Source organism: Nucisporomicrobium flavum (genome assembly GCF_016464385.1).
Classification (GTDB): Bacteria; Actinomycetota; Actinomycetes; order Mycobacteriales; family Micromonosporaceae; genus Actinoplanes; species Actinoplanes flavus_A.
Genome location: NZ_JADMLH010000018.1, coordinates 99,312 through 125,981, shown reverse-complemented (window position 1 = coordinate 125,981; position 26,670 = coordinate 99,312). Strand labels below are relative to the sequence as shown.

The window sequence follows — 26,670 nt, the reverse complement described above, 5'->3', positions numbered from 1 at the left end:
CATCATTAGAGAATATTTTGCTGTCTTTACTCGACGCTGATGTGGACATGGTTTGTGTGCCATCCGGAGGGATCGTCGCCGCCGAAGGGGTTGTTGTAGGCGTGCCAGCCTTCAGAGCGGGTCCAGATGCGGCGGAACCAGATGACGTACTTGACGCCGAGGCGATCGGCGTTGGCGACGGCCCAAGCAGCCATAGCATCGCCCCGGGCTTTCTGGGCTCCGGATGCTTCGCCGCCGGAGGTCATCATGAAATCGCAGGCGCGGCCCTTGGGGTGTTCGCCGTGGTCATCGACGCGGTAACAGCCCGGTTCCGGAAACCCCGCGGCTTTGGCCTGTTGCACGAGGTGCAACGTCCGTGGCGTCAGGCAGCCGGAGCCGGTGGTCGGGTCGGGGCGGATGGTGCAGCCCTCGTCCGGCCATGAGCCGTCGGGGTTGCGCGTGACCGCATCCGCCGCGCCGGCCGTCGTGGCGGAGCACTCCGCCGTGCTGCCGGGATCTGCTCCGAGTTGTTGGCCGAGTGCGGTGGCGTCGTCTTCCCACTTCGCGTAGGCGTTCGGGAGAGCGGAGCCTTGGACGGCTTGCGCGGCCCCGGTCAGCGGCATTGTCTGCCAGTCGCGGACGGTGGCGAGTTTGTCGTAGAACTTGCCGGCGGCGTAGACCGGGTCGCTGATTTGAGCCGACGTTCCCCAGCCCTGGCTGGGACGTTGCTGGAACAGGCCGATGGAGTCGCGGTCCCCTCCGGGCAGGTTGTGCAGCCCGGACTCCTGCATGGCGGTCGCGAGCGCGATGATCTGGCCGCGCGCCGGGATGCGCCGTTCGGCGCCGACACTGACAATCGTGCGCGCGTTGACCAGCTGCTCGGCGTCCCATTGCCCCGCGGGCTGGCTGCTCGCTACCGACATCGCCGGGGCGGGGACGCACTCGTCGTTGACGGCGGTCAGCACCAACAACGGCCCGCCGAGGCAGCAGCCGACCAGCAGCAAGGCGGCCACCACCAGGGCAACAGCGCGGTTGGTCATGGCCGCCGCCGGGGTGTGCGGGCAGCAGTGCCTGATGACGCGACTCGAGGGCCAGCGGTATCGGTCATCCGGTTCTGCTGCGTCATGGTGTGGGCGCCGGACGTGCGTCGTCGATGAGCCACCGCCCGCTGGTGCTGGTGACGGTGACGCGGATGAGTCCTGCGTCGGTCGGCACGTCCGCGACCACCGTGGTTGTGTCCGCCGACACCAGGAGCGGGCTGCCGGTCACAGCGTGGGCGGGCACCCGTGTCGGGTCAGTGTGTGCGAGTAGCTGCGCGTAGGTCGGTGTCGCCATCGGCTGTACGCCGCTATGCCAAGCCTTGGGGTCGAGCGTTGGCCGGGCCCACAACCGGACGTAGGTGAAGGCGGCGAGCAAAGCGGCATTGCGGCGTGGCCCGCTGACCGCAGCAGCATGACCGCTGCTTGCGGTTGCCGCTGGCTCGACCGGTGCGGTGGAGCTGCCGGCCGGGCTGCACCCTGCCATCACGGCCAGGGCGAGACCGCAGACGGCGGTCGGTCGCCGGCGGCTCATGTCGGTAGGTCGCCGTGTTCGGGCCAGCTGCCGAGGGCGTCGTTGGCGGTGGCGGCCATGTCACGCAGCCGGGTGTGCAGCGTGGTCAGCGCGGCCTGGCGTTGCTGGGCGGTGCCGGCGGTGTGCGCCTCGAGTAACGCGCTGTTGACGGCGGCGCCTTGGTCGTCGAGCGCGCGCAGGATGTCGAGGTAGCGCAGATAGTCACCAGCGGCTGGGCCGAGGGCCGCATCATGCGTGACGTCGTCGCTGTGGGCGAGGGTGGTGTGGCCGGGCATCAGTCCTCCAGGCCGGGCTCGTCATAGGCGTCGGTGTCGTAGTCGCCGTCGAGGCGGCCGTCGGTTTCGGCGTCGAGGCGTGCGCGTTCCTCGTCGGCGTATTCGGCGGCGCGGTCGTCGGCTTCGGCCTCGGAGCGCGCAGGTTCCTGTCCGCGTAGATACAGCAAGCTGGAAATGAGATTGGACGCAACCGACAACGCCTCTGCTTCGGTCTGGTGTTCGGCGTCTACGTCGCTCACGGTTTCGGTCTCCTCTGGTTGCGGTGTTTGTTCGTCGGTTTCGGGTTCGGTGATGCGCTGGTAGAGCTCGTCGGCGTCGCGGTGCATGGCCCGCAGGACGGTGGTGAGGCGGTCCCAGGCGTTGTCCGAGGTGACTTCGGCGGGCATGGTCATGACGTCGGCTTCTGCGGGCTGCCGGCCGGCGCGGTACTCGGCCGGTCGGTGAGGTCGGCGTCGGCGACCAGCACTGCGGCCTCGCGCCACTCGTCGGGCCAGTCGAGGTCGAGGTGCCGGTCGTCGTGGGTGCCGTTGCGGCAGCGGGTGTAGTCGTCCCAGTCGCGCAGCCGCAGGCGGGCGCGGGCGAAGCGTTCGTGCCACAGCAGCGGCCCGTCTGCCGGCGCGGCGTCGTCGTAGGCGGTGTGCCAGGCGGCGGCGAGCCCAGTCAGTTCCTCGATCAGTGGCGGGTGCTGGTACCAGCAGGCCGGGATTTCTTCGACGAGCTGGTAGCGGTCGACGGCCCAGCCGACCCAGTCGATCAGCCAGGCCCACGCCTGCGCGGCAGCGTCGCGGTCGAGTTCGGCCCAGCGCAGTGGCCACGGGATGCTCAGCGGGGCTTTGCGCGGTCCGGTGTTCTGGCCTCGGCTGACGGTGTCGGCAAGGGCGAGGTGTTGCTGGTGCAGGGTGTCGACGGCCTCGGTGAGCCGGGCTACGGTGGCGGCGAGCTGGGCGACGGCGACCATGTCCGCGGGTGGGTCGTCGGGCAGTTGGAAGTCGAAGGCGTCCATCACGCGGCCTCGGCGAGTCGTTTGCGGAAAGCGTCGCGCCCTGCGGTCAGTTCGCCGGCGTCGGGGCGTTCCCACCACGCCGGTACGGCGAGCTCGACCGGTGGGAGGTTGCCGACCAGGGCCAGTGCGCGGCCTTCGGGCAGGGTGCGCAGGTCGGCCAGATCGAGCAGGTTCTCCCGGCGGGTGCTTTCGTTGACCGAGGCTCGGCCGCTGCCCCAGGAGTGGCTGGAGGTGATGTCGGTGACCTGCCCGGCCAGGGCTTGGGCGTCGCGCATGCCGGTGACGTCGCTGCTGCCGCCGATGAGCAGTCGGGCGCTGGCGGAGTCGGCGATGGCCCGGCCGCCCTTGTCGCCCCAGCGTTCGCGCAGCTGGTGCAGGTTCTGCGCGAAAATGCTGACGGCAATGCCGGAGCCGCCGCCCTCGTTCATCAGCGAGGGTAGTGAGGGTAGCGGGGCGATGTTGGTGATCTCGTCGCCGATGAAGTACAGCGTCGGTTCGATCCGCCCGCCTGGCGCGGTCAGGGCGAGACGTTTCGCCTGGTAGAGGATGTCCTCGCTCAGGGCGGCGAGCAGCGGCGCGATCAGCGCTTGGGCGTCGCGGGTGCCAACCAGGTAGATGGTGCCGGACTCGCGCAGCCAGTCGACCGGCTTGAACTGAGTCCCGCGCGGCGGCGAGCAGGCGGTCAGGACGCGGGGGTCGTTGAACGCATCCAGGGCGCCGGAGACGACTGTTTGGATAGTGTCGCGGGCCCTACCGCTGGTTTCGCGGTGCCGGGCGAGCCGGTCGGCCCACGAGTCGACGCCGTGCGCCCGCAGGATCCGCTCGGGCCGCGAGTTCGCCGGGTTCTGCGACCAGGCCAGGACGTCGAGCATGGTGGCGTGCTCGTCGAGGGCGGCGGCGTGCAGCAGCCCGCGCAGGATGGTGGCGGCCTGGTCGCGGAACCACTTGCCGTTCTCCACGCTTTCGTCGCCGATGCCGGAGCCGGCGGCGAAGCCGTTGGCCCTGAGCATGGCGACGATCTGGTCGTCGGCGCCTTCGATCGGGGACCACGCCATGCGGGGCACGCCGCGGATCTCGCCCTGCGGCTCGAAGATGTGGGTGGGGCCGATCGCGGCCCGGTGGTCGTAGGTGATCTCCGCGACGTCCAGGCGGGTCGAGGTGGTGATGACCGCACCCCGGGCGTCGGCGACCGCCGGGATCACGTACCGGGTGGTCTTGTTACCGAAGCGCGGCACTGCGGCGGCGAGCAGGGTGTATTCGTTGGCCAGGTACAGCGGCCGGCCGCTGGTGGCGTCGTTACCCAGGAACCGGGCGACCTCGAGGGGATCACGGCGGCGGGCGGTCTTCGCGGCACGGGTGAGCTCGTCGTCGATGTCGACGATCGTGAGGCCGGGGCGCACGACGTCGGCCCGCTTGCTGACCGCGTCAGCGGTCAGCGTCCGGTGCAGATCGGCATTCGTGGCGAACCCGTGGCGCCGCATCCTGGTCTTGGCCACGTGCAGCGCCGGTGCGCCGATCCCGGCGAGGATGCCGAAGAACGTGAGCGCCCACAGCGGATACAACAACCACGGCCCGCCGATATCGGGGCGGGCGTTGGCCGGCCATGCGTCGGCGGGCTGGTCCAGGTGCGCGGTGAGGCGGACCACGACCCCGGGTGTCTGCCCGATGGTGGTGTCCGCCCAATGGTGGTGGGTCAGCAGGGCGGACAGCTGACCGGCCGTCCACAGCGACACCACGCCGACCACGGCCATCACGGCGAACAGCACGAGCAGGATGAGCCGGCCGAGGATGTCGGCGCGGGCCCGGCCCTGGCGGGGCGGGCGGTGCCCGGGTGAGGACAACGGCGGGCGGGCCATCACGCGGCCGTTGCGTCGGTGGCGGCGGCCAGGCGGGCGTCGTAGTCGGCGCCGTCGACCGGTGCGGCCGGCTCGTCGGCTTCCATGCGGCTGTCGGTGTGCACCATCGCCGTCTCCAGCCGGGACAGCTGGTGTTTGACGACGAAGGAGCGGGTGCCGATCTTCCACAGGCCGACGCCTTGGCGCAGGTAGCGCATCAGGTCGGTCTCGACGTCGGAGGTGCCGAGGAATTCGCGGGCCTGTTCCAGGCTGCCGGTGGCCTGGCGGTAGGACACGCGTACACCGGAGTCCTCGATCAGGCCCCGGGCGATGCGGACCTGTTCGGACTCCGCCGACCCGGACGCCGCGAGATCGGAGAAGCGATGGAAGGCCAGGACGTTGGCGATGCCGAGCGCCCGGGCCAGCTTCAGCTGTTCGCGCATGCGGCGGATCAGCGGCAGGTGCCGGGCGATGAGCGCGAACTCGTCGTAAAAGCACACCCGCGGTGGGGCGTCCGGCGCGGACAGCTCGGTCTCCAGCCAGGACTGGGCGCAGGTCATCGCCATCGCGGTCATCTGATCGGAGGCGCGGATGGTGCGCAGGTCCAGGATCGCCCCGGGCTGGGTGAAGTCCAGGCGGGCGTTGGACTCGACCGGGCCGTCGAACACCCCGCCCAGCGCTCCGGAGATGAGCCGTTCGAGGGCCAGGCGGACCCGGCGGGAGTCGGTGACGAAGGTGTCGACGGGGTAGGCGAGCTGGTCGAGGCGGTGCTGCCACAAGGTGGGGTCGCCGGTCGCGGCGAGCACTGCGGACAGGGTGGGGGTGGCCAGCCGGCCGGCGGAGGCGTCGTGTTCGCGGGTGACCGCGTCGACGGCGTACTCCAGCAGCGAGCGTTCGGCTTCCTGCAGCGGGCCGCCGAGCTGGATCTCGAGGAGTCCTTCGAGCAGCAGCAGCCGGCGCGAGCGCTGCAACTGCCGCCACTGGGCCTCGGTCTGCTGCGGGTAGCGGCGAATCCCGGCCAGGGGGTTCATGATCACGCCCAGGCCGGGGCCGATCCGCACCGGTGCGATGCCGGCAGCGGCGGCGAGCTGTTCGTATTCGCCCTTGTAATCGGTGCCATAAAATCGGGTCCCGAACGGAATTCCGCGGAACGCCAGGGTCTTGAGCAGCGACGACTTGGCCGAGCCGATCTCGCCGGTCACGACCATGTTCGGGGCGGTGATGACCTTCGCCCGGTACAGCTCGTGCAGGCTGAAAGTGAATGCGCTGCGGCTGTAAACCTCCAGGCCGATCAGCGGCCCGTCGACCGGCAAGCCTGGGTCGGACACGAACGGATAAACGCTGCACAGCTGGGCGGAGGTGGTGGTCAGCGGCGGTAGTTGCATCTGCCAGAACACCCGCCCTGCCGCGCGGCCGTAGGCACCGCGCGGGCCGACCGGCACCGGCCCGAGCAGCCGGTCCTCCTGCCGCGCCAGCGTGCGCTGTTCCCGCTCCAGTGCGGCCTGCGCGCGGGCGAGGTCGCGGGCGGCGGCCCGCTGCTCGATGCGGTCGGCGAGGGAGCCTTCGCGGGGCAGGACTCGGCGGCTCACGCGGACCACCCCCGGGCCGGCTTCAACCCGCGCGCCAAGGGCAGCGCTCCGGCGGCGAACGCCTGGTCCTGCTCCCCGGCCAGGACGATGGCCTCGCACCCGGCCCGCGACAGGATCCGTTTGACCGAGCGGACATCGCGGTCGAGGTCGGGCACGGTGGTGGCGGTGACGGTGACCAGCAGGGCGTAGCGGTAGCGCACGTGTCCGGCGGCCTGCTCCCGGTCGATCTGCTCGACCGCGCGGGCCTCGTCGTCCTCCCGCGCGGTGCGGACCAGCCGTAGTTTGCGTTTGGTGACCTCGTCGCCGGCGCGGGACACCTTCTCCCTGCGGGTGGCCAGCTGCGCCACCGCGGCCGGGACCGGCTGCGCGACCAGGGTGACGGTGCGCCGGCACGTGGTGCGCATGTAGAGCGGGCTCAGCCACGTCGCCGCGACCAGCTGACGGGGCATCTGCGCCACCCACAGCGTTCGCGAGAACGCCGAGTCGTGCTGGTAGGTGGTCCAGCCGACGGTGCAGGCGGCGACCGGCCCGGCCAGCCGCGGCTCAACTCCCGCCGCCGTCGGACCGTTATCGGTCGGCATGGTGCTGGCACGCAGGTCAACGACTTCCTGATCGTCAGGGTCGAACTGAGTGCGGATGATGCCGGCGTACGCACGCGGCGACAGCCACCCGCCGGTGGTGATCCCGGCTTCCATGACGGCGGACTCGATACCGGTCAGCCGGTCCAGCACCACCGCGGCGATCGCCGCGTCCGTCCCACCGGCCTGGGCGATCTCGCCCGAGAGCCGGGCGATGTCGAACACCGCCGACAGGTAGATCTCGTGGCGTTGCGCCGCCGGTGCCGCCGCCGCGGTCAGCTGTGCCAGCGACCGGTAGGCGTCGCTGCTGGTGTCGACGGCCCGGTTGACCAGAAAGCGCTGGGCGGCGTTGCCGGTGTCCGGCACCGCGCGGGAGGTCACCGACCAGCGGATCAGGCCGGCGTCGGCGTACTCACTGCCGAGGATGTTGAGCAGCTGCGCCCAGTCGGTCAGCCGCTGCGCCTGCGTGTCGCGGTCGGCCAGGATGAGGTTCGTGCCGTAGCAGGTCAGGGCCGCGGTCACCGTCTTCTCACGGCGGTGGTGCAGCAACCCGATCTGCGTGGTGCCGTCGGCGGCGGTCGCCTCGAGCCACACGTAGGCGGCGGCCGGGCCGGGCAGATCCATCCACTGCTCGACGCTGTTCGGCGCGTACGGGCCACCGCGGTAGTCGCTTTGCCCGGACCGGCGTTGCAGCAGAGCTCCGGCGACGACCGGCGCCCACTCGGTCACCCGGCGGCCCTTGAACCGCAGCAGCCCGAGCGTCACCAGCAGCACGCAGCCCGCCAGCGCGCCGACCGCTGCGCCGCGATGGCCAGCGACCAGCAGGTTGAGAGCTACGACGGCGGCGATGACGCCGGCCATGACCAGGGCGATCTGGGACCAGGCGAACCCGAGGACCGCTCCGCGCGTCGAGCGCGGCGGGAACTGGAATTTCATCGGTTCATCTCTTTCGTCAGGCTCGGGCTAGATCGGCACGATGGGCACTTCGGAGGCGGCGGCAGCAGCACCATCGCCGCTGCTTGCTGCGGCGCCCGGGCGGCCACCGGACTGCTCACCGTCAGCCGATGAGTTCTGCTGCGACGGGCTGTCCGCCCCCATGCCGCTGTCGCCGGCTCCGCCACCGCCGCCGGCTGGGTTGCCGGTGAGGTCGCTGGTGGCGCCACCGGTTGGGTCAGCGGTCTGCGCCCCGCCCGGGGTGATCGGCAGCGACCCTTGCGAGCCGGTGGCATCGCCGGGAGCGGTGAGCTGCCCGGACGCCATGTCGTGCTGCGCGCTGTGCGCGCCTGACTGGATGCCGTCGGCTTCCTCGCCGTTCGGGGTCTCGCCGGCTCCGTCGTTGCCCTGTTCCTCGCTGCCGGCGTCCTTGGCGGTTTCGCCGACCTGCCCACCGTCGGCGCCGGTCGACGCCGCGTCGGCCACCTGCCGGCCTTTGCCGTCACCGATCCCGGTAGCACTCTCGGCGGCCTCGACCGGGCTGGTCGGCATGTTGGCGGCGTTCTCATTCATGACGCCGGCGGCACCGGAGGCCGGACTTCCAATACCGCTGGCGTCGGCGGCACCGGCGCGGAACCCTTCGACGGCGTCGGCGCCTACCTGCAGCGGGCCTCCGGCGCTCGACAGGATGCCGTGGGCGTTGACGTCGGACAGGTAGCCGTCCCACAGCGTTGTCAGCCGCAGCAGGATCCAGGGCGCGACCACCATCAGCCAGATCAGCAGCACTCCGCGCAGCGCGTTCATCAGGTCGTCCGACCCGTACGCGGCCCGGGAGCCGTAGATCCACAGTTCGGCGATGAAGAACTTCGACGACGCGAGGGCGTTGACGGTCCAGAACCAGCGGCGTCCCCAGTGCCGGGTCTCGTGCATCGCTTGCCCGGACATCGCGACGGCGCCGAACAAGGCGGCGCCGGTGGCGAGCAAACCGCGGAAGAGCATGATCACGAACAGCAGGAGCAGGCCGATGATCGCCAGCACTGCCAGCAGCAGCGCGATGAACATCGTTCCGGCGCCGCCGGTGAGGTTGCTGAAGCTGGTCACCAGGGTCGACGGGTCGTACGGGGTACGGGCGTTCGCGTCGATGACCGCGTTGGTGGCTTGGTCCCAGGCAGCGACGATCGTGTAGGCCAGCCCGCCGGCGAAGGTGACACCGAGCACCGCCCGCACGAGCCCGCCCAAAGATGCGACCGGGCTGGGCCCGGCGGTGGTGCGCAACCCGTTGATGATCGTGGAGATCACGAAGAAGATGAAGATCAGCCCGACCATCACGCCGGCGAGGGAGTTGTAGGTGGAGTAGAACGCGGTGTCCGGTGACGAGATCGCGGTGACCTTGAAAACCCAGCCGGCCAGTTTGGACAGCAGGAACACCACGCCCTGCACCGCCATGTCCACCAGCCCTTGAATGCCGCTGCGCACACCGGACGCCAGAGCCTCATCCGCGTTGCGCTGCACCTTGCAGCGGACGTCAGCGACCGGGCAGTCCGGCGGTTTGGGGTCCGGGTCGTACATCTGCGTCGCCCACGTGGAGATCTGCTGCTGGCAGAGGTTGTATTTGAGGTCGTGGGCCGGCTGCGTGTGGAGGCTGGGGTTGTAGCCGACGGGCAGCTGGGCGGCGCAGTTGATCAGCCCTTTCGGCCCGGCGCCGGTGCTCGGGCCGTCCATCAGCACCGAAGCGGTCCCGTCGCGCGGGCTGTTGCTCAGGCTGATCGACGCGGCGGCGCACGACTGTTTGTCGGCGCCGCTGATCGCCTTGCTGCACTGAGTGATCCAGTGCGAGCGGCCTGGGCCGGTGGGCTTGTCGACGTGCACCGCCCACGGCATGCACCACGCGACCGACCCGGGCGCTTTCGCTGCGCACGCCGCATCCACGACCGGGCTCGACGGGGCGGGGCTCGGGGCGGGGGCCGCCTCGACGCGGACCGCGCCGCCGAGCAGCACCGCAGTACAGACAGCGACCAGGAGCAGTCCGCGCGCGATCCCCGCCCGACGAGAGGTGCGATGCTCTGAGCCCGCCTGGGCGGCCTGGATCGCGTGCATCGCCGCGGTCACAGCACCAGCAGCCCGGCGATGATGGCGGTGGCCGAACCCACGATGATCGCCACCAGGCCGTTGCGCCACATCATGCTCTTGCCGCGATCGGAGACGATGTGGGCGCCGAAAATGGGTCCGACGCCGAACGCGATGGCTCCGGCGACCAGACCGCAGAACGCGGCCACGCCGCCGAGCCACATGACGGCGTTCATGATCGTGTAGAAGATCCCCGACTTGGGGATCGCTGAGCCGTCGGGGTGCACGCGACCCCAGTCGAACCCGCCGGGGCCGTTCGACGGCGTCGGCGCCGGCCCGGGCGCTGCCAACAGGTGCTGGGCTTCGGTGGGTAGCCGCACGGCGAGCCAAGCAGTCAGCGTGGAGATCATCAGGCGCGCTCCTTCCGGGCGGCGACGGGTAAGGCGACCCGGGGATCGGCGCACCGCCCGATGACGGCGTCGGCCAGCCGCACCAGCGCGGTCCGCGTCTGCTTCTTCAGGCGCCGCGCGTCGACCGGCTCGGGCCGGGCGAGCTGCGGGTCGTAAGGGATCGAGACGACGTCGGGAACGACCGTGGCTGCTTGCTGCAGGACGGCACGCACCGTGCGGCCGGTAGCCGGAGAGGCGGCGACGACGGCCAGCACTGTTCGGTCGACCACGGCACTGTTTCCGGCCGCCCGAAGGTGGGTGAGCAGCCTCATCGTGTGGTGCAGGCTGTCGGCGGTCGCTCGCGCCACCAGCACCGGCGCAAATGCGGCGGCCAGGGTGCGCCACACGCCGGCGATCAGGGCGGGCATGACGTCGCAGATCGTGAGCGGGTAGAGCCGGCGCACCGCCTCGACGACCGCCGCGGCTTCGTCGTGACGTGGCGGTCGCCGGCCCTGCCCTTCGGTTTCCCCGACCAGCGCCAGCAGCCCCGAAGGGCTGCGCTGGGTCCACCGCTCGACCTCGTGGCGGCTGGTCAGGGTATGCAGGTCGCGAACCGCGTCCCACATAGTCCCGGCGTTCGACCGGCCGATGCGTTCGCCCAGGCCTCCCCAGGGCACGGGGTGCATGTCGACGGCGACGACCGGTCCAGGCACAGCGAGGGCCAGCAGATCGCCGAGCGCGGCGACGAGCGTGGAGCGGCCGACTCCGCCGTCGGCGGACGACACCGCGATTATCGCGGCAGGACGCAGCGCGGCGGCTCCTAACCATGCCCGTTCCGCGATGTCTGCCGGTCCGAGCTCGCTGGGCACTGCACGCGCTCGTACGACGAGCGGCTGGTTCACCGGGCGTGCGTGGCCGGCCGCTACCGTCTCGTCAGCGGGTGACGCATCCGGCGCGGCGATCGAGAGCACCATCCATCCCCTCGGATTGGGTTCGGGTGTCGTCACGTTGTTGGCTGACCACGTGCGATTGATGGGGGCAATCGCACGTGGTCAGCGAAAGGCAGCCGATACCGGCCGGTGACCCGAGCAGCGCGGGGAATTCGCCCGACAACGTTCTTCAGCGCATCGGTGAATCAATACCCGAGGCGACGAACGACGCCCCCCTCGGACGCATATCCATCGTTCGTCGCCCGACCGCAAATGTTTTCGCGGAAATGCGGATCGGTCACGCCATCCACCCTGCCTTGGCCGCGGTAACGACGTCAGTTGTCCGGGGCTGTCCAGCGCTGTCCTGGGCTAACCCAACCAACGTTCTCTGTGGATGGCCGGGCAGGTAACTGCTGTCCGAGGGCTTGGCAGCAGGGGTCCATGGCCGGCCGAGATGGGGCCGGGCTCAGTGGAGGTGTTGCTACCGAGTCAGGGGTACTGCGGCGATAGCGTTGGACCGGCTTGCCGGTGACGGTTAGCCTCGGCCAGTGGCCTTCTGGCGGCGCCGAGAAGCGTCTTTCCCCGCTGAAGTGCGGCTGCGCCGCCGTGTCAAGGACTGTGTGGACCGCCGGGACGCGGGTCCCGCACTCGAAGGCCAAGCGCTCGTCGACACCTCACAGGCAGTCGATGCGATCCTGCTGCGGCGCAGTCAGGGTGCCGCGCTGCCGGTCGGTGTGTTGGCCGACGTCATCGCGGTGCATCGCCTGCGCGTGTCGGAATTGGCGAGTCCGCAGGACGCGCACGCGTACGTTGCTCTCGCCGTGTGGATGCATGCGGCGAACGGGGGTGATGTCGCACCCGAGCTGCGCCGAGAGGTCGATGACGCCATCGCGGGCGGCGCCGAGACGGACGAGCCGACGGCTTTGCTGCGTGCCCTGCAAGGTCAGGCGTCAGCTGTTCGCGCGCAGTGGCTGAAGACACAGGATCCTGCCCTGGCACATACCGTTGTCGCCGTTTTCGTGCGGCTGCTCGACCATACGACGGCCGAAGACCCCGCCTACCCGATGAGGCTGCTCGATCTAGCAGGCGTCACGGCGTCGCGTAGTCGATTCATGCCCTCCGCGGCTGGGTCTGACGTCGATGACGCCATCGATTCGGCCGAACGCGCTCTGCGTCATCCGAGGATTACTAGCCCCGGCATCCGGAGGGCTCATCAACTGCTCGGGCCGCTGCTTGTCACACGCCTTGAACGCGACGGTGCACGCGCGGACTTCGACCGGGCGGAGAAATCGTTTAGCGCCCTCGTTGGTCTTGCGTCGGATGAGGGAGAACGGGAAGAGTGCCAACGGGACCTGATCATCTTGCGTTCACAGTACGAACAAAATGGTCGGTAAATTCGTAGCGGAATGCAGCGCACAGCGATTCCAGTGGTTCCTCACCCTCGCCCTCGCCGGAACGTGACGCATAGCGACTCGGGACCTTCTAATCTGAGTTGCTGCTCGACGCGGCCAGCGTGGCGACGAGTTGGTCGATGTGCGATGTCTCGACGCCGGGCATGCAGATGATGCGGGACCAGTCACCGTCATTCGGCAGGGGCCAGTTGGTTGCCATGTCGGCGGGAAGTCGCCTGAGCAGCACGGTGAATGACAGGGGGTAGTGCCAGGCCGGCCATCCGATGTGGTGCAGTCGTTGGACGGCGTAGGCGGCGACCTCACGGGCTCGACGGGTCCGCTCGGCGTGTCCGGCTGTGCCGAGGGACGTGGTCGCGTGCCACAGCATCGCTGCGGCGAGGCCGTTGCGGGACCCGCTGATGGTGGTGTCGTGGGTGTTGAGGGGCGGCACGGTGGGGCTGAGCTGGTCGGGCTGGCGGCGGGTGAGGACGATCCCGCAGACCACCGGGGTTCCGAAGAACGTGTGGCCGGACAGGCTGATGCTGTCGGCGCCGTCGGCCAAGTCGAAAGCGGGCCGGTTGGCGTGGTCGCGAGCGGGATGCCGGCGAGGGCGGCGTCGCTGTGCACGTGGCGGTGACGGATACCGGCGCTGTCCAGGGCGTTGTGGACGTGGGTGACGTCGTCGACGGCCTCGGTCATGGTGGTGCCGATGGTGGCCACGACGATCGCCGGTCGGCTGCGGTGCCGCGCGGCTTGGCGGGTCAGGTCGGTGTAGTCGATCTGGCCGGTGGCCGTCGTGGTGACTTCGACGGCGGGTAGGCCGAGCAGGTGGCAGGCCTTGGGCACGCTGTGGTGCGCGGCGCTGGAGTAGTAGGCGACGGCGTTCGGGAGTTTCGCGCGGCCGAGCCACAGACCATGCAGGTTGCCTTCGGTGCTGCCGCTGGTGAGGTGACCGCTCCAGCCGGGCGGAGCGCGGAACAACTCGGCAGTGAAGTAGAGAGCTTCGCGTTCCAGATCGTGCACATGGTCCGGGTACCGCGGGCCGATGTTGGGGGCGCCGAGGTTGTTGAGCAGATGACCCAGTAGGGGCGCCAGCGGCCGGTAGTCGATGTCCCGGGCGGCGGGAAACCCGAGGTTCGTGGAGACGTTAGCGGCCAGCCGCGCCTCAATAGCGTGCAGGTGCGCGCTCATCGCCTTTGCGGCGCCCCGGGGGCGGATGACGGAGCCGGCCGGGCGGGTGTCGCTCATGCCGTGCCCGGTCATGGCCGCGGCGCCGCGGAGGTGCCGTGCGCGACGGGGCACCGAACGGCCGGGTGCTGCTGAACGGGCAAGCTGGTGAGCTGCCGCAGGGCCGCGCTGGCCTTGAACTGCTGCCGGAACCCGGCGGCCAAGCCGAGATCCGGCAGCCGGCGGGCCAAGGCGCGCAGCGCGGTGGTGAGTTCGAGACGGGCCAGGGCGGCGCCGATGCAGTAGTGCGGGCCGGCGCCGAAGGCGAGGTGCTGCCCGCCGCGGCTGCGGCGGGGATCGAAGACTTCCGGTTCGGAGTACACCGAGGGGTCGTGGTTCGCCGCGCCGATCAGAACCAGGCAGCGGCTGCCGGCGGGGATGGTGACCCCGTCGAGGGTGACGTCGGTGGTGGTCAGTCGCAGCCAGCCGTCGATGGCGGGGCTGTGCCTCAGGGTTTCCTCGACGTGCAGGTTGAGGTAGTGCTCGTCGTCGGCCAGCAGCGCCCACCGGCTGGGATCGGCCAGGGCCTGGGCGAGGGCGTTGCCGAGGGCGCCAGCGGTGGTGGTCCAGCCTGCGCCGACGATGTTGAGGGCGAGGGCGGCGACCTCGGCGATGGTGAGGTTGGTGTCGTCGTTGTTACGGTAGCGCAGGAGCTCACCGATCAGACCGGGACCGTTGTGGCCGCTGTCGGCGCGGCTGGCGACGATGTCGGCGCAGTGCCTCCACAGCGCGACGCTGGAGTATGCGTGCGCGATCTGAGCGTCGGCGGTGGGCTTGCCCCAGACGAGGTCGGCGAAGTCGCCGGTCCAGGCGCGGACCTGCTGCGCGGCCGTGGTCGGCAGGCCGAGGACATCGTGGATGACCATCAGCGGCAGCTGCACCGCGAAGTGCATGAGGTCGGTCGGCTCGCCTGCCTTCATGCCGGTGATGAGTTCGTCGGTACGGGCCGCGACGAGCGGCCCCCACTGCTGTTCGGCGCGGACCGCGGTGGTGGGCATCAACGCCCGCAGGATCGCGCGGGTGCGCAGGTGGTGCGGGCGATCGGCGGTAACGGCCACGGCCGGGGCGTCGAGACCGGCCAGGATGTCGCCGGCGTCGGCGGTGAGTGCGGTGATCGGCAGCATGGTGGCGGCGTTACTGAAGCGGGTGGTGTCGGACAGCACGGCGTGTACGTTGTCGTGTCCGGCGATCAGCCACATCTCGAGGTCGTCGTCGTAACTGATGGACGTGGGGGTGGCGTTGATGCGCCGCCAGGTGATGGCGGGGTCGCGGCTGTAGGGACCGCTGAACGGGTCGAGTCTCATCGCATGCTCCTACAAGTCGAATTCGGAGGGGTCGGGGTTTGGTCATGTGAGTGAGATGTGGTGGCGCTGCAACCAGGCGTTGACGTCGACGAGGTAGGCGATGGTGGCCGCATGGCGGTCGCTGATCGGACCGGCAGCTCGGGCGAGCAGCTCGGCGACGCGGTCCCGGTCCAGCAGCGGGCGCAGCGGTGCATCAGGGTCGTCAAGCAGGTCGTGCAGCTGCGCCGTGCGGCTCTGCTGCCATCCGTCGAGCAGGTCGGCGCTGGGGAACTGGCGTGGCCGAAGCCACGTGGTCTCGGCCGGCAGGTAGTCGGTGACGGCGTGGCGGAGCAGTCCGTTCGGGATGCCGAGCAGGTGCCGCAGGCCCGTCGGGGTGTTGAACAGGTAGGCCGCGAGCAGCCAGTCGGCGAATGGGATGCGCAGGGTGACTCCCGCGGCGTCGGCGAGCTGGCCCAGGCGGGTCAGCAGGTGCGGTAGATACCGGGTGAGGGTCAGATACGCCATCGTGCGTCGGCGTCGACCGAGTGCGTCGGCGCCGGTCAGATGCGGCACGCCGAGGGTGGCTTCCTCGTAGCGGTGCCGGCGATGCACCTCGGGCATGAGATGGCGGCGCGCGTCCGCGTTCAGCATGTCTGCGGGGTCGCCGGCGCCGGGCCAGGGGAAGTCGTCGGTGTCCAGGGTGAGCGGGTCGTGCAGCCACCGATAGCCACCGAACACTACGTTGGCGGCGTCACCGGTCACGACGCTGGTGCTACCCGCGGCCGCGATCCGCCGAAGGCCCGCGAGCAGTACGGCATCCACGCCGGCCTCACCAGGAAAGTCGAGGGCCTCGTGCGCGGCGTACGCGGTTTCGAGGAGCGTGTCCGTGCCGAAGGTGAGCACGCTGTGCCGCAGGCGTAGGTGCTCCGCGGTGCGCGCGGCCAGGTCCAGATCGGCGCCGACATCGGATGGCGGGTTCTGCGGGTCGGTCAGGGCGAGGGTCCAGGCAGCGGGCCGGTGACCGCGGGTTCCGGCGGCGTAGACGGCCGCGGCGGCCGACGCGACGCCCCCGGACAGCAGCACCGCGCTCGCCGGGTGCGTGCGGGTCGCTGCGGTGGTCTCGGCCAGCGCACGACGGACGACCTGCACGGCGGTGGCGGCGTCGTGGCGGGGGTCGTCGGCCTCGAGGTACCAGTAACGGCGCCGTCGCAGCCCGCTCGGATCCGCCTGGACGAGTTCGGCGGGCAGGACCTCGGCCACCCCGTTTACAACGCCGTGGCCCGGGGTTCGGACTGGACCCAGGGTGAGCAGTTCGTTGAGGCCGTCGGCGTCGACGAGGGGTTTGACCGCCGGATGGGCCAGCAGCGCGGTGGCCCGCGTTGCGAACACGGTCCCGCCGTCGACCTGCGTGAAGAACAGGGTTTTCGCGCCGAGCGGGTCACGGATGAGCAGCAGCTGCCGGGCGAGGTTGTCCCAGATGGCGATGGCGTAAGCGCCGTCGATCCGGTCGACCAGGCCGGCTCCCCACGCCCGGTAGGCGTGCAGGATCACTTCGGCGTCACCCGACAACGGCCGCGGCCGGCCGTACAGCTGTTCGTCGAGATGACCGCGGTTGGTCAGCTGCCCGTCGATGGCCACGGCCAGGTCCGGGTCGGGGCGTTCGGGATGCCGCCAGTCGGCGTAGCCGCCAGTCAACCCGAGGTGAGCGAACGCGGCGCGCCGGGCCAGCCGGACGACATCGCGGCGCAACGCCCCGGCCGTGAGCGCGATGGCCATCGTGTTGACGACGGACCGCTCGTCGCGCAGATCCCGTGTGGGATGGATCCACCCGGTGATCGCCATGCTGTGTCCCCCATGAAGTAGTGATCGGATGCAGAAGTAGGTGCGAGAAGGTGGTGGCTCAGCGCGCCTCGAGGTGCACGAGGCATCCCGGTGGCACCACGTGCAGAGCGGCCATCGCCTCGTCGGGAACGCCGATACCGCCGCTCGCAGCCGCTGCACCTGCGGGGCTGGATCGGGGGTGGATGGTGAGCAGGCCGGCGTCGCGGTCGTGCAGGTGCACGGCCAGACGTAGCAGCATCGGTGGTGTTGCCGGCCCGCGACGCACGCTCGCCAGGACGAAGGTCCGCCCGGCAGCGACGGTGTCGTGCTTGGCGTGCTGGTTGGCCGGCCAGGCGCCGACGCGTTGCTCGCCGCGCAGCAGGCTGAGCGTGCCGCCGCTCAGCGACAGTTGGATGCGGTAGCGGGTGCGGGCGGTGGTGACTCGGCTGGCGTCGAGCCAGCCGGTCGCGCCGTTCGGCCGCGTCGGGAGCAGCACTCGCACCCAGCCTGGTTGCCAGTCAATGACCGGTAGCCATGCTTCGGTGCCGGCCCAGACCGGTCGGATGCGCGCGATGGGGCTTCCCCCGGCGGCGTCGAAGACCGCGAGTGGGGCCCGGGGAACAACGATGTGACCGGTGCCGGGTTGATCCTGGCTATCGTCGCGGGGCGCGCCGGTCAGCTCGGTCTGCGCCGTGATTTCGACGAGCTCCTGCATCGTCGCCGCCGAAAGACGCGGGATCGGCACGCGGAGGTGACGCAGGCGCATGGTCGGGAACCTTTCGTGGGCCGAACTAGGAAGGGCTGAGCGCGAAGCCCAATCGGATGAGTCAGCGCGCGATGAGTTGGGCTTCGGCTTCCGCGCGTCGGCAGGCCAGGATGAGCAGGCGGCGCAGGAGGACGCCGCGGTGCCGACGCGGAACGCGGGCCAACAGCGAACCGGCGGGCTGCGACGCGGTCCGCCTCGCCTCGAGTGCGTGAACGAATGCACCCGTGACGGGGGGTGCCCCCCATCTGTGCGGGTGCGCGTCTACAGTCGGACCAACGTTTGCCACGAGTTCGACCCTGGGCGACATCGTGCGTTCGGGGTAGCTAACTGGGGCTGTCCGGGGCTGTCCTTCTGGCTGCACATTCGGTCTTCTTGACACGGTGCCGCGCAGCTGGACCAGCACCGTGCAATAGCTGGTAGGTCTGCTGTGGACGCGCACTCGCAGGTCCTGAGAGAGGGGAGACAGCTACAGATGGTGCTGGCAACGCACCAGCTGTTGCAGCCCGAGATGGGCTTACGGCTGCCGATGGACGTGCGTATGTCGCTGCTGGAGATGGGTACGGCCTGCAACCATGCCGCCGTTCACCTGCACCAGGCGCTGACCTTCGCCCTGCAGGTCGAGTCCGCGTTGGAGACGCAGCGGGCTGATTGTCGGGTCGGCGCCCCACTCCAACAGGTCACCGCGGATCTCCAGCGCCTCGCCGATCAGAACTTCGAGCAGGCGATCATCGTCTTGGCCAGGGCCAGTACGGTCTATGCCGTGTACGCGTCGCAAGTGGCGGTCGCGGTCGCGGCTGGGGGCCCGCCGCCGCTTCCGGGGTCGGAGCGTATTGCGCCGTCGGATCTCATAACTGCGGCTGGGATGTATTTGCCAGACGTGCGTTTCACCGAGGGTGACGTCGAGTCGCGAGTTGTCGCGGAGCAGAACGCGGTGATCACTCACGCTCGGCGGCATCTACTCGACCTGATCACGAACCAGATGCAGGGCGCCTCGTCCGAGGCATATGACGACATCGCCACCGTCGCTGTGGGCAACGACGGTGGCGAGAGCCGGCTCGCGGAGTTTCCGGACGCGTTACATACATATGCAAGCGTGCTGGTCTGGGCGTTAGGTGTCTTCAGCGGTGTCAAGCAGGACGGCTAGCACGACAACCTGTCGACAGGTGCTGCCTGCTGGCGAACACCCGATGCCAATGGCCGCGCCTTGTGCGGGTCTGCGCGCAGCTAGAAGACGAAGTCGCGATCGACGGGCAGACCAAGGCTGGTGACGTCGATCTCGAGCGCGGCAGCGATCAGGTGCAGGCTGTACTGGTTGGGGTGCTTGCGATCGTTTTCCCACTTACTGATCATGATCAGCAGAGAGTGCAGCGTCGCGGCGCCGCGATGTTGGCCGCCGATCGCGCGCATGCGATGCGCCAGTTGCAGCTGAGACCACTGCTTGGCCAGCCGCGCCCGCCGCAGCCGTCGACCGTAGGTAAAATCGTCCTCTGATTCGTTGTCGGCCGCTCTGGCCGGGACCATTCCTGCTTCGTCCCCTTCCCTTTCTGACGTCAGAGCGCAACCGATTGACCTCGATGCCGCGTGCTCGGCCTGTGTCGCCGCCGGTTCGTCGCAGGTGCTCAGCACATCGTCCCCCATGGTGGTGTCGGTCTTTCCGTGATGTGGCCGATCGCCAGTGGACGATTCAGTGGCCCATGCCGGCTCCTCCATCGACAGGGATGATGGCCCCGGAGACGTAGCCGGCTCTGTCGCTGGCCACGTAGGACACTGCTGCGGCGATCTCCTCTGGCTGAGCGGCTCGGCCGAGCGGGACCTGCGAACGCATATGCTCGCGCTGATCTTCGGTCAACGACGCGGTCATGTCCGTTTCGGTATAGCCAGGAGCGACCACGTTGGCGGTGATGTTGCGACTGCCGAGCTCACGCGTCAGCGACCGAGCGAATCCGATGAGGCCCGCTTTGGAGGCCGCATAGTTGGCCTGGCCGGCTTCTCCTCGAAGCGCAACTGCCGACGAGATGAAGATCAACCTTCCCCACCGAGCGCGCACCATCGCCCGACTGGCGCGTTTGGCCACACGGAACGCCCCGGTCAGATTGGTGTCGAGAACATCGGCGAAGTCTTCGTCGTTCATGCGCATCAGCAGCTTGTCACGCGTAACCCCGGCCGCCACCACGACGATCTCCACGGCACTCAGTTCCCGTTCAACGCGGGCGAAGGCTTCATCGACCGATGCAGTGTCGGCTACGTCACATCGAACGGCGAAGATGTCTGGAGGCGGCGCCGAGTCACGGTAAGTGACAGCAACGCGGTGTCCGTCCTTGACCAGCTCGTGCGCCGTCGCGAGCCCGATGCCTCGCGCGCCACCGACAACTAGAGCGGTTCGACCCATGATTCCCCTTCCGCCATGCGTGGCGGCCGAACCTTGGATCCGCTGGTCACAGTGCCTTTGACCATCGAGGACGCCCGCAACGCCGTGATGAAGCCAATATCGTGCACCGTGCGGCGGCGTTTGCCCACACACTGTGAAATCCACAGTGACACTGCCGAAATTAGGAATGACGGCTTGTCACGCAGTGGAGCGGGCGTAACACCGTCCATGCCAACCTGCAGTGATCATTTTCGGAAAGGGCTCCTTACCGATAGATCAACGCTGCTAGGTTCGATCTTTCCATGAAGGACATTCACACTTTGGCATCCATGCGACCACGCCCGAGGAAGCGCGATGACCGCTCAGCCACCGACCGACACAACAACCTCCCGCCAGACTCCTCCGGAACTCAGTGATGACCTCGCACGCCACGTCAACGCCTGGAGGATGCGTCTCAACCCTGACGAGATTCCCGGCCTGCACGCGGCGCTACCTCGCTCGCGCCGTCACCGGCGAGTAAGCAAAGAGACCGTCGCGGCGCTGACCGGCTACAGCGTCGGCTGGTACAGCGCCCTCGAGCGGGGGGTGCTGCAGAACTACTCCGACGACTTCCTCACCCGCGTGGCCTACACACTCCGCCTAGACGAGGCAGAGAAGAGCATGCTGTTCTTCCTCGCCACCGGACACGCGTTGACCATCACGATCCATCAATCGAGGATGCGATCCACCCCGACGATCCAACGCCTCGTCGACGCACAACCCTGGCCGGCCTACGTCAACGACGAAGCCTGGGACCTCGTCGCCTACAACAAGCACATGAGCCGCTGGTTCCCCTGGGTCGAAGGCCACGAGAACAACATCATGCGCTGGGTATTCACCTACCCCGAAGCCCGTACGCAGTGTCACAGGTGGGACACCGACTGGGGGCCGCAGATGTTCGCCCAGATGCAGTTCGCTCAGGCCCGGCAACCGGAGAACAAGCGGCTCGCCGCAGTAATCGAAGAGATCCTGGACGTCAACCCCGACGCCCGGCGCTTCCAGCAGAACCCGATCACCTACCCGCACCCCGACGGCGACCACCGCTACCTGCACCTGCCCCTGCACAACGGACTGCAGCCGATCGAGCTAATCGCCTTCGCGCCGATGCGTGCACAAGCGAGCCGGCTGATGATGCTCGTGCCGATCGAGCCGGACGAGGCCGAGCGGGCCCAGTGACTATGCCGGTTCGGCGGCAGCGACCTTCGCGAGCACATCCAGCAACTCGTGCGGAGCGTCACCCAGCTCCCGGTAGGCGGCAGCCATGGTGATAACCAGCCGTTCCGGGTTACCCCACCTCGCATACGCAGCGGGCACCCTCTCCGGGGCGCCAGCCTCCCAGTACGGCATGCCCGCCGCGTAAGCCTCCTGCGCCCAGCCGGCGACCCACTCAAGGTAACCGCGGAACACGGAAACTCCAGCCTGATCGGTGATAGGCCCGTGCCCCGGAACGATCAGGTCCGCGCCGGTCTCAGCGATCCGATCACAGGCAATGATCCAGTTCCTGATAGGCCCGGTCCACATAATCGGGTGCCCGCCGATGAACAAGATGTCCCCGGCGAATACGACACCCACGTCCGGCACGTGCACGATCACATCGCCGTCGGTGTGCGCAGGCCCGACTTCTATGACCTCGACCCGCCGGTTTCCCAAGGTCAGGTCTAGTTGACCACTGAACGTGCGCGTCGGGGGTGTCACCGTGATGCCCTCGAAGTCGAAGGCGCCGAAGTGCCTGCGCATGTAATCGCCGAGCGGTGTAGCCGGCGACCCGGGGCCGCTCAGCGCTGCCAACTCTGCCGGCTGCACCTCGTGCGCCATTCCGTGGCCGCAAGCCGACGAGCCGATAACCTCCGCCCGCGGAAGAAGCTCGTTGCCCCAGCAGTGATCGCCGTTCGCGTGGGTCGTAACCACCGTGCCTATCTCCACCCCTGGCGCCACCTCGGCGACGGCTGCCAGAAGTTCACGCGTTAACGGCAAATCGAACTGCGTATCCACCAGCAGCGCATCTGCGCCAGCGACGAGCAGACCGCAGTTACTCCACCCCCACGTACCTGGCGGCCTGAGGTAGGCCCACGTCCCGAGGCCGAGCGGATGCATTCCTCGCCGGTATTCCAGACCCCCCATGCCGAACATCCTGGTGCAAGATCCTCCTGAGGCACAACCCGGCGTATCGGCAACGATGACTCAGTGAGACGTCCACTTTCGGCCAAGCCCGTAACAGGTGACAGGTGACAGGTCTGCCCGACATTGCAAGCTGACCGGCATCGTGCGCGCACCACCTGTCCGCGCGCCCGCGCGCGATAGCCGTCAACCGGGAAAGTGCGGAACATCTGTCACCTGTCACCCCGACGCGGCAACGATCAGCACGGCGGATCATGAGTCCACGGCCAGAACGGTCTGGAGATCGTCGACGTCCAGGAGCGCGATGCCGGTGTAAAAGCGTTGCCCCTTGCCGCCCCGCGCATCGGCAACACCGAACCGGCTCTGCAGCTCCTGGGTAAGACGCTTCGCCGACACAGGACGCTCGCCCAGCTGCTCGCACCACTGCTCATACGCATCACGCAGTACGCTCACGGCCGTTCGTACCCCCGCCGACCCTGGCTGGCGGTGGCACTGCTCGTCGACGAATCGACCGACCGTGTCCTGATCCCTGGCGTACGCCTCAGTTGCCGACGACACCGACGCAGGCTCACGAAGTCCGCCCTGGTGATATGCCGTGGCCCCAGCGATGATCCACGCCAAGATCGCGGGCGCATCCTGCGCCAGACGCTCACCGAGCTTCTTGTCCTGCCTCTGGGGCGGCACCACCCGGTTGAACGGCAGCACCCGGATCCGCCGCCAAAACGCCGGCCCGCCGGCCCGTGCTGCCGGCAGGTGATTGCCAAGCAGCCACAAGGTGTGGCTCGGCTCGAACGTGAACCAATCCCGCCGCATGAACCGTGCCGACAACGAATCGCGGCCGGTCAACTGCTTGACCCGCGCCTCGGCGAAACGCTGCCCCTCGTCGAGCTCCGCACAGACCACCAATCGTGCGCCAGACAGCTGAGCCAGCTCCGCCGGATGCTCCGCATGCTTACGCACCATCAACATCTCCGACGACCCTGCCCGCGCATAGCCGTCATCGCCACGACCCAACGCGTGCATCGCCGCTTCCAACAGCGTCGACTTACCATTCGCTCCAGGACCCACCGCGAACGGAAGCAGCTGCTCAAGCACACTGCCGATGGCCGAAACGCCGATCAACCGCTGCACGTACCCCGCCAGCTCGTCATCCTCGCCGAAGGTGTCATGCAGAAAGGCGTCGAAAACCTCCGATCGCTGCTCGAAGTCCGGCGCGACCGCTGTTGACCGAGTGTGCAGAAGCTTCGGATCCGCGGCACCCACCTCACCGGTCCGAAGACTCACCACACCTGCCGGAGTGTTCAGCTCATAAGGACGGGCGTCCAACGTGGCCAACGACACGGTCACCGCAGGGTCCGAACGCGCCAGGCGCACCACGCCAGACACTCCGCCGGCAGACAACGCCTGAGACCGGAAACGACGCCAGGCGCCAGCGCCGGGCAACTGCCGAGCCAACTCCCTCACGTACTCCCGGTGCCGTTCCGCGTCGTCCCAGACCCACCGATGCCCCAACCACAACAGCCAAGCTCCTCGCTGAGGGCAATACCTCAGCTCGTGACCGTGGTGCGCCACCAAGGCGCGAGCCAGTCCGTCTTCCGTTGGTCCCCATGCCGCCGGCGGCGACACCGCTTCGTGTGCGACACGGGCGCGAGCCGGCGCTGCGGCCTGCGGCTGGACCCCCGGGCTGGTAGCTGAGTCATCTGGCACCGGTTGCACATCGAGGCGTCGACCGTATCCGTCATGGCGCAGTGCCCGAGCAGCAGCGCGATGGTCCCCGCCATGGTGCAGCACCGCAAAGACATGAAACTTCGTCAGCGGCGTTTCCGTCTCAAACACCGTGCTGCTGCTGAACACAAAAAGCCGATCGCGGTCATCAGCGCGACCCGTCGTTGCCGAAACTCCCGCGCTCTTGCCTGGGCGTCGCCAATACCGCGTACGTCCCACCGTGTGTACAAGCGTCCACCCAGCCGGCACCAACAAGTCGCTCCAGTCCATGCGCCGCTCGAAGTCATCACCTGGGGTGACGTCGAGTCCAGTTGACGGCGCAGGCGGACGATGCGGGGCGACAGACAGCGGGGGCGGCATTTCGTCAAGCGCTCTCACCGCATCCAACAACGCTGCCCGTTCAGTCGCGCTGATGGCGGGAATGCGCGCTGGCGTTGATCCGCTCAGGGCCACCCACGGGCGGCGTGTTTCATGCACGGTTCCGTGGGACGGAGCGACGATGGTGTAGCCACCTTCGCCTCGGGTTTCGGCAAGAGTCTTGACTTTGTCGGTCGCATCAATCGAAAGCTCGTACTCGGTCGCGGGTCGCCGCGCCAGCTTGAGATTCCTGTCGACTGCGGCATCGGTAATCCTATAGAGGATATGAACTCCTCCGGTCGGCGACCTCTCCCAATAACCGTTGGACGTTAGTTGCTTCCATAGATCGGCCAGGCCAGCTTCAGCAAGAAGCTCAATCAGCGCCTGCCCCAAGCCCTCGTCGACTGCACGGCCTTCGAGCTCAAGCATCTCAAGTCCCAAAGAGGCACTGCCGCACACTATCGCGATTCCAGGCGGGTTGCCCGTAAACCATTTATCGACTTGTCTTCGATCTGGCGGCGTGCGCATATAGCTTCGCCACGGGACGAGAGGAGCCTTGCTCCCATCTGCGCGGATGGGAATTACAGTGCAGCCGACATCGAACCATGCCATTGCTGCCGAGAGGGTATCTGGTGTGCTATTCACTTAGTCCCCATTGAGTTGCTTGCGCGCAACGACGATTCCGAGCTGTCGGGCCGCTGGCGGCGTAGTCGCCGCTGAGATAGGCTCCTTGGGAGCCAGGCCGCAGTTTTATTGCGGCCTGGGAGGGGCGACCCCCACAGAAATTCTTGTGGGAGTCAGGCGCTTCCCGATGCCAATCACTCGCGTATTAGGAGTTCTAGCGGCGCTGTCGCGCGCGTTCCCGACGCACGCGTTGCACCGCCCGCTCATGACCGCGTTCTTGCTCTCGAACCTCCGCAGGCTTGACCGTGTGGCTGTCGAGGAGCTTCCGAACCTGCGCAGGAGTGAACTTGCGCTTCCTTGCGAGGTGCACGTGCTCGACTCGGCCGTCACGGCACTGATCAGCGAGCCATCGTGCTGAGACCTTCAACTGGGCGGCCACCTGCTCTACGGAGAAGTAGAGCTCCTCGTCGGCGTCCCGGCGCTGCGGTTGCTGGGCATCCTGCTCTGGCATTCGTTCCTCCCGTCGTATGAACGCCCCGTGGTGTAGCCGTAGGCCGGCCGTAGGGCTGCGGGCCGTTACGAAGGTTTCTGCGGTTGCCAGTCGGAGCCTCGAGGAAGGTCGCTGCTGGCTCTTCCAAGCCTTGCCGACGCGAGAGGCCGGAGACAGCCACGGAGGCCCTGACTGCCGCTGTCCGAGGCTGTCTCGTTGAGGATGAGCGGCCGCCCCCTGGGCGGCTCCGCGACAGCCGGCGGGAGGCCCTTGAGGTCGAAGTTCCCGTAAGAGCTAAATGTGATTTGGGACACTGCCGCCCAAGATTCAGACAGCCCCACCTGGAGGCTCAAACGACGGCCAAGAATCCTGATTATGGGACGTTTCCGCAGCTCAGGGTCGGTTTAGGCAGTACATTCCGGCTCTGCGGCGGCAAGGCACGTACCGCACCTCAAGATCATTAGGTGTGCACATGTGTGCGCAAAAAAAATCAGCACCGTCCAACTTGGAGAGTTGGACGGTGCGTTTTTCCTGCTCAAATGGGGTGGAGCTGAGGGGACTCGAACCCCTGACCCCCACACTGCCAGTGTGGTGCGCTACCAGCTGCGCCACAGCCCCTTGCCATGTCCGGTCGCCCGGGCACGAAGGAAATAGTACACACCCCGCCGCCGCCCACCCGCAGGGACCCCGACCTTCAGTTCAGCGACACGTCGGGCGGGAAGTGGGCCACCGCGGCCAGGATGTCCCCCTGCCTGCGGAGCACCATCGCCCAGAGGTCGTCCGGACGGCTCACGAACGGATCCCCCGGCAGCGCGTCGAAGACGAACCAGGAGCCCGACGCGATCTCGTCCTCGAGCTGCCCCGGCGACCATCCCGAATATCCGGCGAACACCCTGATCCCCGCCACGCTCTCGCGCAGCCGGTCCGGGTCGGCCGACAGGTCGACCGTGCCGAGGGAGCCTGCGACCTGGTGAAAGCCGGTGACGCGCTTCTTGACCTCGGGGCGGGTACGGGCCAGGCAGATGGCGGACTCCGGCTGGACCGGTCCGCCCTCGAAGAGCACGGCCGGGTCGCCGGCGAGCGCTCCCCAGTCGCCGAGGACCTCCGCGACCGGCACCTCGGTGGCGCGGTTGAGCACCACGCCCAGCGCTCCCCCGGTTTCGTGGGCGACGAGCAGCACGACCGTACGGTCGAAGTTGGGATCTTTGAGGGTCGGTGTCGCGACCAGCAGTTGACCGGTCATCGACTCCACCGATCGACCTCCGATGCGCTGCTCTTCACTGAACACAACCGCCTCGCCTTCGCGCCATGC

23 protein-coding genes, 1 tRNA gene and 1 pseudogene are annotated in these 26,670 nt (G+C 68.4%); 3 read left to right on the top strand and 22 right to left on the bottom strand.

The genetic code is table 11. From position 1 onward, the window contains the following. Nucleotides 1–26 precede the first annotated feature (26 nt). The 10 genes from IT780_RS32820 to IT780_RS32775 form a co-directional block, all read right to left on the bottom strand. Nucleotides 27–1,019: a VldE C-terminal domain-containing protein gene (locus IT780_RS32820; protein WP_199515712.1), complete on the bottom strand. Its 993-nt coding sequence runs from the start codon at nucleotides 1,017–1,019 to the stop codon at nucleotides 27–29. Between the two features lie 528 nt (nucleotides 1,020–1,547). Further along, a complete protein-coding gene (locus IT780_RS32815; protein ID WP_199515711.1) occupies nucleotides 1,548–1,826 on the bottom strand; it encodes a hypothetical protein in 279 nt (92 codons plus the stop codon). Then, nucleotides 1,826–2,218, bottom strand: a complete 393-nt coding sequence (locus tag IT780_RS32810; protein ID WP_199515710.1) for a hypothetical protein — start codon at nucleotides 2,216–2,218, stop codon at nucleotides 1,826–1,828. Before IT780_RS32810 ends, IT780_RS32815 begins: the two co-directional genes overlap by 1 nt. After that, complete coding sequence (locus IT780_RS32805) at nucleotides 2,215–2,829, bottom strand: hypothetical protein (RefSeq protein ID WP_233413886.1); 615 nt, start codon at nucleotides 2,827–2,829, stop codon at nucleotides 2,215–2,217. Before IT780_RS32805 ends, IT780_RS32810 begins: the two co-directional genes overlap by 4 nt. Beyond that, complete coding sequence (locus IT780_RS32800) at nucleotides 2,829–4,685, bottom strand: type IV secretory system conjugative DNA transfer family protein (protein WP_199515708.1); 1,857 nt, start codon at nucleotides 4,683–4,685, stop codon at nucleotides 2,829–2,831. The genes IT780_RS32805 and IT780_RS32800 overlap by 1 nt, the downstream gene beginning before the upstream one ends. Next, the gene (locus IT780_RS32795; protein ID WP_307831506.1) at nucleotides 4,685–6,253 is read right to left on the bottom strand and encodes a putative type IV secretion/conjugal transfer ATPase; all 1,569 of its coding nucleotides are present in this window, start codon (nucleotides 6,251–6,253) and stop codon (nucleotides 4,685–4,687) included. The genes IT780_RS32800 and IT780_RS32795 overlap by 1 nt, the downstream gene beginning before the upstream one ends. Then, entirely contained in the window at nucleotides 6,250–7,767 is a 1,518-nt protein-coding gene (locus tag IT780_RS32790; RefSeq protein ID WP_199515707.1) for an SCO6880 family protein, read from the bottom strand. The genes IT780_RS32795 and IT780_RS32790 overlap by 4 nt, the downstream gene beginning before the upstream one ends. A gap of 27 nt (nucleotides 7,768–7,794) precedes the next feature. Next, nucleotides 7,795–9,873, bottom strand: coding sequence for a hypothetical protein (locus IT780_RS32785; protein ID WP_199515706.1), 2,079 nt, complete (start codon nucleotides 9,871–9,873; stop codon nucleotides 7,795–7,797). Next, the gene (locus IT780_RS32780) at nucleotides 9,870–10,241 is read right to left on the bottom strand and encodes a hypothetical protein (RefSeq protein WP_233413885.1); all 372 of its coding nucleotides are present in this window, start codon (nucleotides 10,239–10,241) and stop codon (nucleotides 9,870–9,872) included. Before IT780_RS32780 ends, IT780_RS32785 begins: the two co-directional genes overlap by 4 nt. Continuing rightward, nucleotides 10,241–11,089, bottom strand: coding sequence for a MinD/ParA family ATP-binding protein (locus IT780_RS32775; RefSeq protein WP_199515705.1), 849 nt, complete (start codon nucleotides 11,087–11,089; stop codon nucleotides 10,241–10,243). Before IT780_RS32775 ends, IT780_RS32780 begins: the two co-directional genes overlap by 1 nt. Nucleotides 11,090–11,697: 608 nt before the next feature. Between IT780_RS32775 and IT780_RS32770 the strand changes: the two genes are divergently transcribed. Continuing rightward, a complete protein-coding gene (locus IT780_RS32770) occupies nucleotides 11,698–12,543 on the top strand; it encodes a hypothetical protein (protein WP_199515704.1) in 846 nt (281 codons plus the stop codon). Between the two features lie 88 nt (nucleotides 12,544–12,631). Here the strand turns inward: IT780_RS32770 and IT780_RS42300 are convergent, their stop codons facing one another. From IT780_RS42300 to IT780_RS32750, 5 genes and pseudogenes are all read right to left on the bottom strand, one after another. Beyond that, entirely contained in the window at nucleotides 12,632–13,102 is a 471-nt protein-coding gene (locus IT780_RS42300; protein ID WP_233413884.1) for a PLP-dependent aminotransferase family protein, read from the bottom strand. A gap of 50 nt (nucleotides 13,103–13,152) precedes the next feature. After that, nucleotides 13,153–13,731: pseudogene (locus IT780_RS43545) on the bottom strand (pyridoxal-dependent decarboxylase); the annotation flags it as partial. Between the two features lie 68 nt (nucleotides 13,732–13,799). Next, complete coding sequence (locus IT780_RS32760; protein ID WP_199515702.1) at nucleotides 13,800–15,071, bottom strand: cytochrome P450; 1,272 nt, start codon at nucleotides 15,069–15,071, stop codon at nucleotides 13,800–13,802. A 42-nt stretch (nucleotides 15,072–15,113) separates the two neighbouring features. Further along, nucleotides 15,114–16,892 (bottom strand): asparagine synthetase B family protein, encoded by a 1,779-nt coding sequence (locus IT780_RS32755; protein ID WP_199515701.1) that lies wholly within the window; start codon nucleotides 16,890–16,892, stop codon nucleotides 15,114–15,116. Between the two features lie 58 nt (nucleotides 16,893–16,950). Further along, nucleotides 16,951–17,637: a hypothetical protein gene (locus IT780_RS32750; RefSeq protein WP_199515700.1), complete on the bottom strand. Its 687-nt coding sequence runs from the start codon at nucleotides 17,635–17,637 to the stop codon at nucleotides 16,951–16,953. A 472-nt stretch (nucleotides 17,638–18,109) separates the two neighbouring features. On the opposite strand from IT780_RS32750, the gene IT780_RS32745 reads away from it, so the two are divergent. Further along, nucleotides 18,110–18,781, top strand: a complete 672-nt coding sequence (locus IT780_RS32745) for a hypothetical protein (protein WP_199515699.1) — start codon at nucleotides 18,110–18,112, stop codon at nucleotides 18,779–18,781. Nucleotides 18,782–18,861: 80 nt separating this feature from the next. Here IT780_RS32745 and IT780_RS32740 read toward each other — a convergent pair whose 3' ends face one another. Both IT780_RS32740 and fabG read right to left on the bottom strand, forming a co-directional pair. Beyond that, nucleotides 18,862–19,347 (bottom strand): helix-turn-helix domain-containing protein, encoded by a 486-nt coding sequence (locus tag IT780_RS32740; RefSeq protein WP_199515698.1) that lies wholly within the window; start codon nucleotides 19,345–19,347, stop codon nucleotides 18,862–18,864. Next, the gene (fabG, locus tag IT780_RS32735; protein WP_199515697.1) at nucleotides 19,322–20,026 is read right to left on the bottom strand and encodes a 3-oxoacyl-ACP reductase FabG; all 705 of its coding nucleotides are present in this window, start codon (nucleotides 20,024–20,026) and stop codon (nucleotides 19,322–19,324) included. Before fabG ends, IT780_RS32740 begins: the two co-directional genes overlap by 26 nt. A gap of 333 nt (nucleotides 20,027–20,359) precedes the next feature. On the opposite strand from fabG, the gene IT780_RS32730 reads away from it, so the two are divergent. Further along, nucleotides 20,360–21,220, top strand: coding sequence for a helix-turn-helix transcriptional regulator (locus tag IT780_RS32730; protein ID WP_199515696.1), 861 nt, complete (start codon nucleotides 20,360–20,362; stop codon nucleotides 21,218–21,220). Here IT780_RS32730 and IT780_RS32725 read toward each other — a convergent pair whose 3' ends face one another. The 5 genes from IT780_RS32725 to IT780_RS32705 all read right to left on the bottom strand — a co-directional run bounded on the left by IT780_RS32725 (nucleotide 21,221) and on the right by IT780_RS32705 (nucleotide 26,601). Continuing rightward, on the bottom strand, nucleotides 21,221–22,165 hold the full coding sequence (locus IT780_RS32725) for an MBL fold metallo-hydrolase (RefSeq protein WP_199515695.1): 945 nt from the start codon (nucleotides 22,163–22,165) through the stop codon (nucleotides 21,221–21,223). Nucleotides 22,166–22,414: 249 nt separating this feature from the next. Further along, a complete protein-coding gene (locus IT780_RS32720) occupies nucleotides 22,415–24,856 on the bottom strand; it encodes a phage/plasmid primase, P4 family (RefSeq protein WP_233413906.1) in 2,442 nt (813 codons plus the stop codon). A gap of 226 nt (nucleotides 24,857–25,082) precedes the next feature. Continuing rightward, nucleotides 25,083–25,379: a helix-turn-helix domain-containing protein gene (locus IT780_RS32715; protein WP_199515693.1), complete on the bottom strand. Its 297-nt coding sequence runs from the start codon at nucleotides 25,377–25,379 to the stop codon at nucleotides 25,083–25,085. Nucleotides 25,380–25,903: 524 nt separating this feature from the next. Then, nucleotides 25,904–25,976, bottom strand: a tRNA-Ala gene (locus IT780_RS32710). Between the two features lie 76 nt (nucleotides 25,977–26,052). Next, a complete protein-coding gene (locus IT780_RS32705) occupies nucleotides 26,053–26,601 on the bottom strand; it encodes a YqgE/AlgH family protein (RefSeq protein ID WP_199515692.1) in 549 nt (182 codons plus the stop codon). Nucleotides 26,602–26,670 lie beyond the last annotated feature (69 nt).

What these genes read in the sequence shown, in the direction of transcription:
- IT780_RS32800 (WP_199515708.1), bottom strand. Translation starts at nt 4,685, where the DNA reads ATGGCCCGCCCGCCGTTGTCCTCACCCGGGCACCGCCCGCCCCGCCAG.
- IT780_RS32780 (WP_233413885.1), bottom strand. Translation starts at nt 10,241, where the DNA reads ATGATCTCCACGCTGACTGCTTGGCTCGCCGTGCGGCTACCCACCGAA.
- IT780_RS32805 (WP_233413886.1), bottom strand. Translation starts at nt 2,829, where the DNA reads ATGGACGCCTTCGACTTCCAACTGCCCGACGACCCACCCGCGGACATG.
- IT780_RS32815 (WP_199515711.1), bottom strand. Translation starts at nt 1,826, where the DNA reads ATGCCCGGCCACACCACCCTCGCCCACAGCGACGACGTCACGCATGAT.
- IT780_RS32740 (WP_199515698.1), bottom strand. Translation starts at nt 19,347, where the DNA reads ATGGAGGAGCCGGCATGGGCCACTGAATCGTCCACTGGCGATCGGCCA.
- IT780_RS32705 (WP_199515692.1), bottom strand. Translation starts at nt 26,601, where the DNA reads ATGACCGGTCAACTGCTGGTCGCGACACCGACCCTCAAAGATCCCAAC.
- IT780_RS32725 (WP_199515695.1), bottom strand. Translation starts at nt 22,165, where the DNA reads ATGGGGGGTCTGGAATACCGGCGAGGAATGCATCCGCTCGGCCTCGGG.
- IT780_RS32820 (WP_199515712.1), bottom strand. Translation starts at nt 1,019, where the DNA reads ATGACCAACCGCGCTGTTGCCCTGGTGGTGGCCGCCTTGCTGCTGGTC.
- IT780_RS32745 (WP_199515699.1), top strand. Translation starts at nt 18,110, where the DNA reads ATGGTGCTGGCAACGCACCAGCTGTTGCAGCCCGAGATGGGCTTACGG.
- IT780_RS32790 (WP_199515707.1), bottom strand. Translation starts at nt 7,767, where the DNA reads ATGAAATTCCAGTTCCCGCCGCGCTCGACGCGCGGAGCGGTCCTCGGG.
- IT780_RS32715 (WP_199515693.1), bottom strand. Translation starts at nt 25,379, where the DNA reads ATGCCAGAGCAGGATGCCCAGCAACCGCAGCGCCGGGACGCCGACGAG.
- IT780_RS32730 (WP_199515696.1), top strand. Translation starts at nt 20,360, where the DNA reads ATGACCGCTCAGCCACCGACCGACACAACAACCTCCCGCCAGACTCCT.
- IT780_RS32755 (WP_199515701.1), bottom strand. Translation starts at nt 16,892, where the DNA reads ATGGCGATCACCGGGTGGATCCATCCCACACGGGATCTGCGCGACGAG.
- IT780_RS32810 (WP_199515710.1), bottom strand. Translation starts at nt 2,218, where the DNA reads ATGACCATGCCCGCCGAAGTCACCTCGGACAACGCCTGGGACCGCCTC.
- IT780_RS32750 (WP_199515700.1), bottom strand. Translation starts at nt 17,637, where the DNA reads ATGCGCCTGCGTCACCTCCGCGTGCCGATCCCGCGTCTTTCGGCGGCG.
- IT780_RS32720 (WP_233413906.1), bottom strand. Translation starts at nt 24,856, where the DNA reads ATGGCATGGTTCGATGTCGGCTGCACTGTAATTCCCATCCGCGCAGAT.
- fabG (WP_199515697.1), bottom strand. Translation starts at nt 20,026, where the DNA reads ATGGGTCGAACCGCTCTAGTTGTCGGTGGCGCGCGAGGCATCGGGCTC.
- IT780_RS32760 (WP_199515702.1), bottom strand. Translation starts at nt 15,071, where the DNA reads ATGAGACTCGACCCGTTCAGCGGTCCCTACAGCCGCGACCCCGCCATC.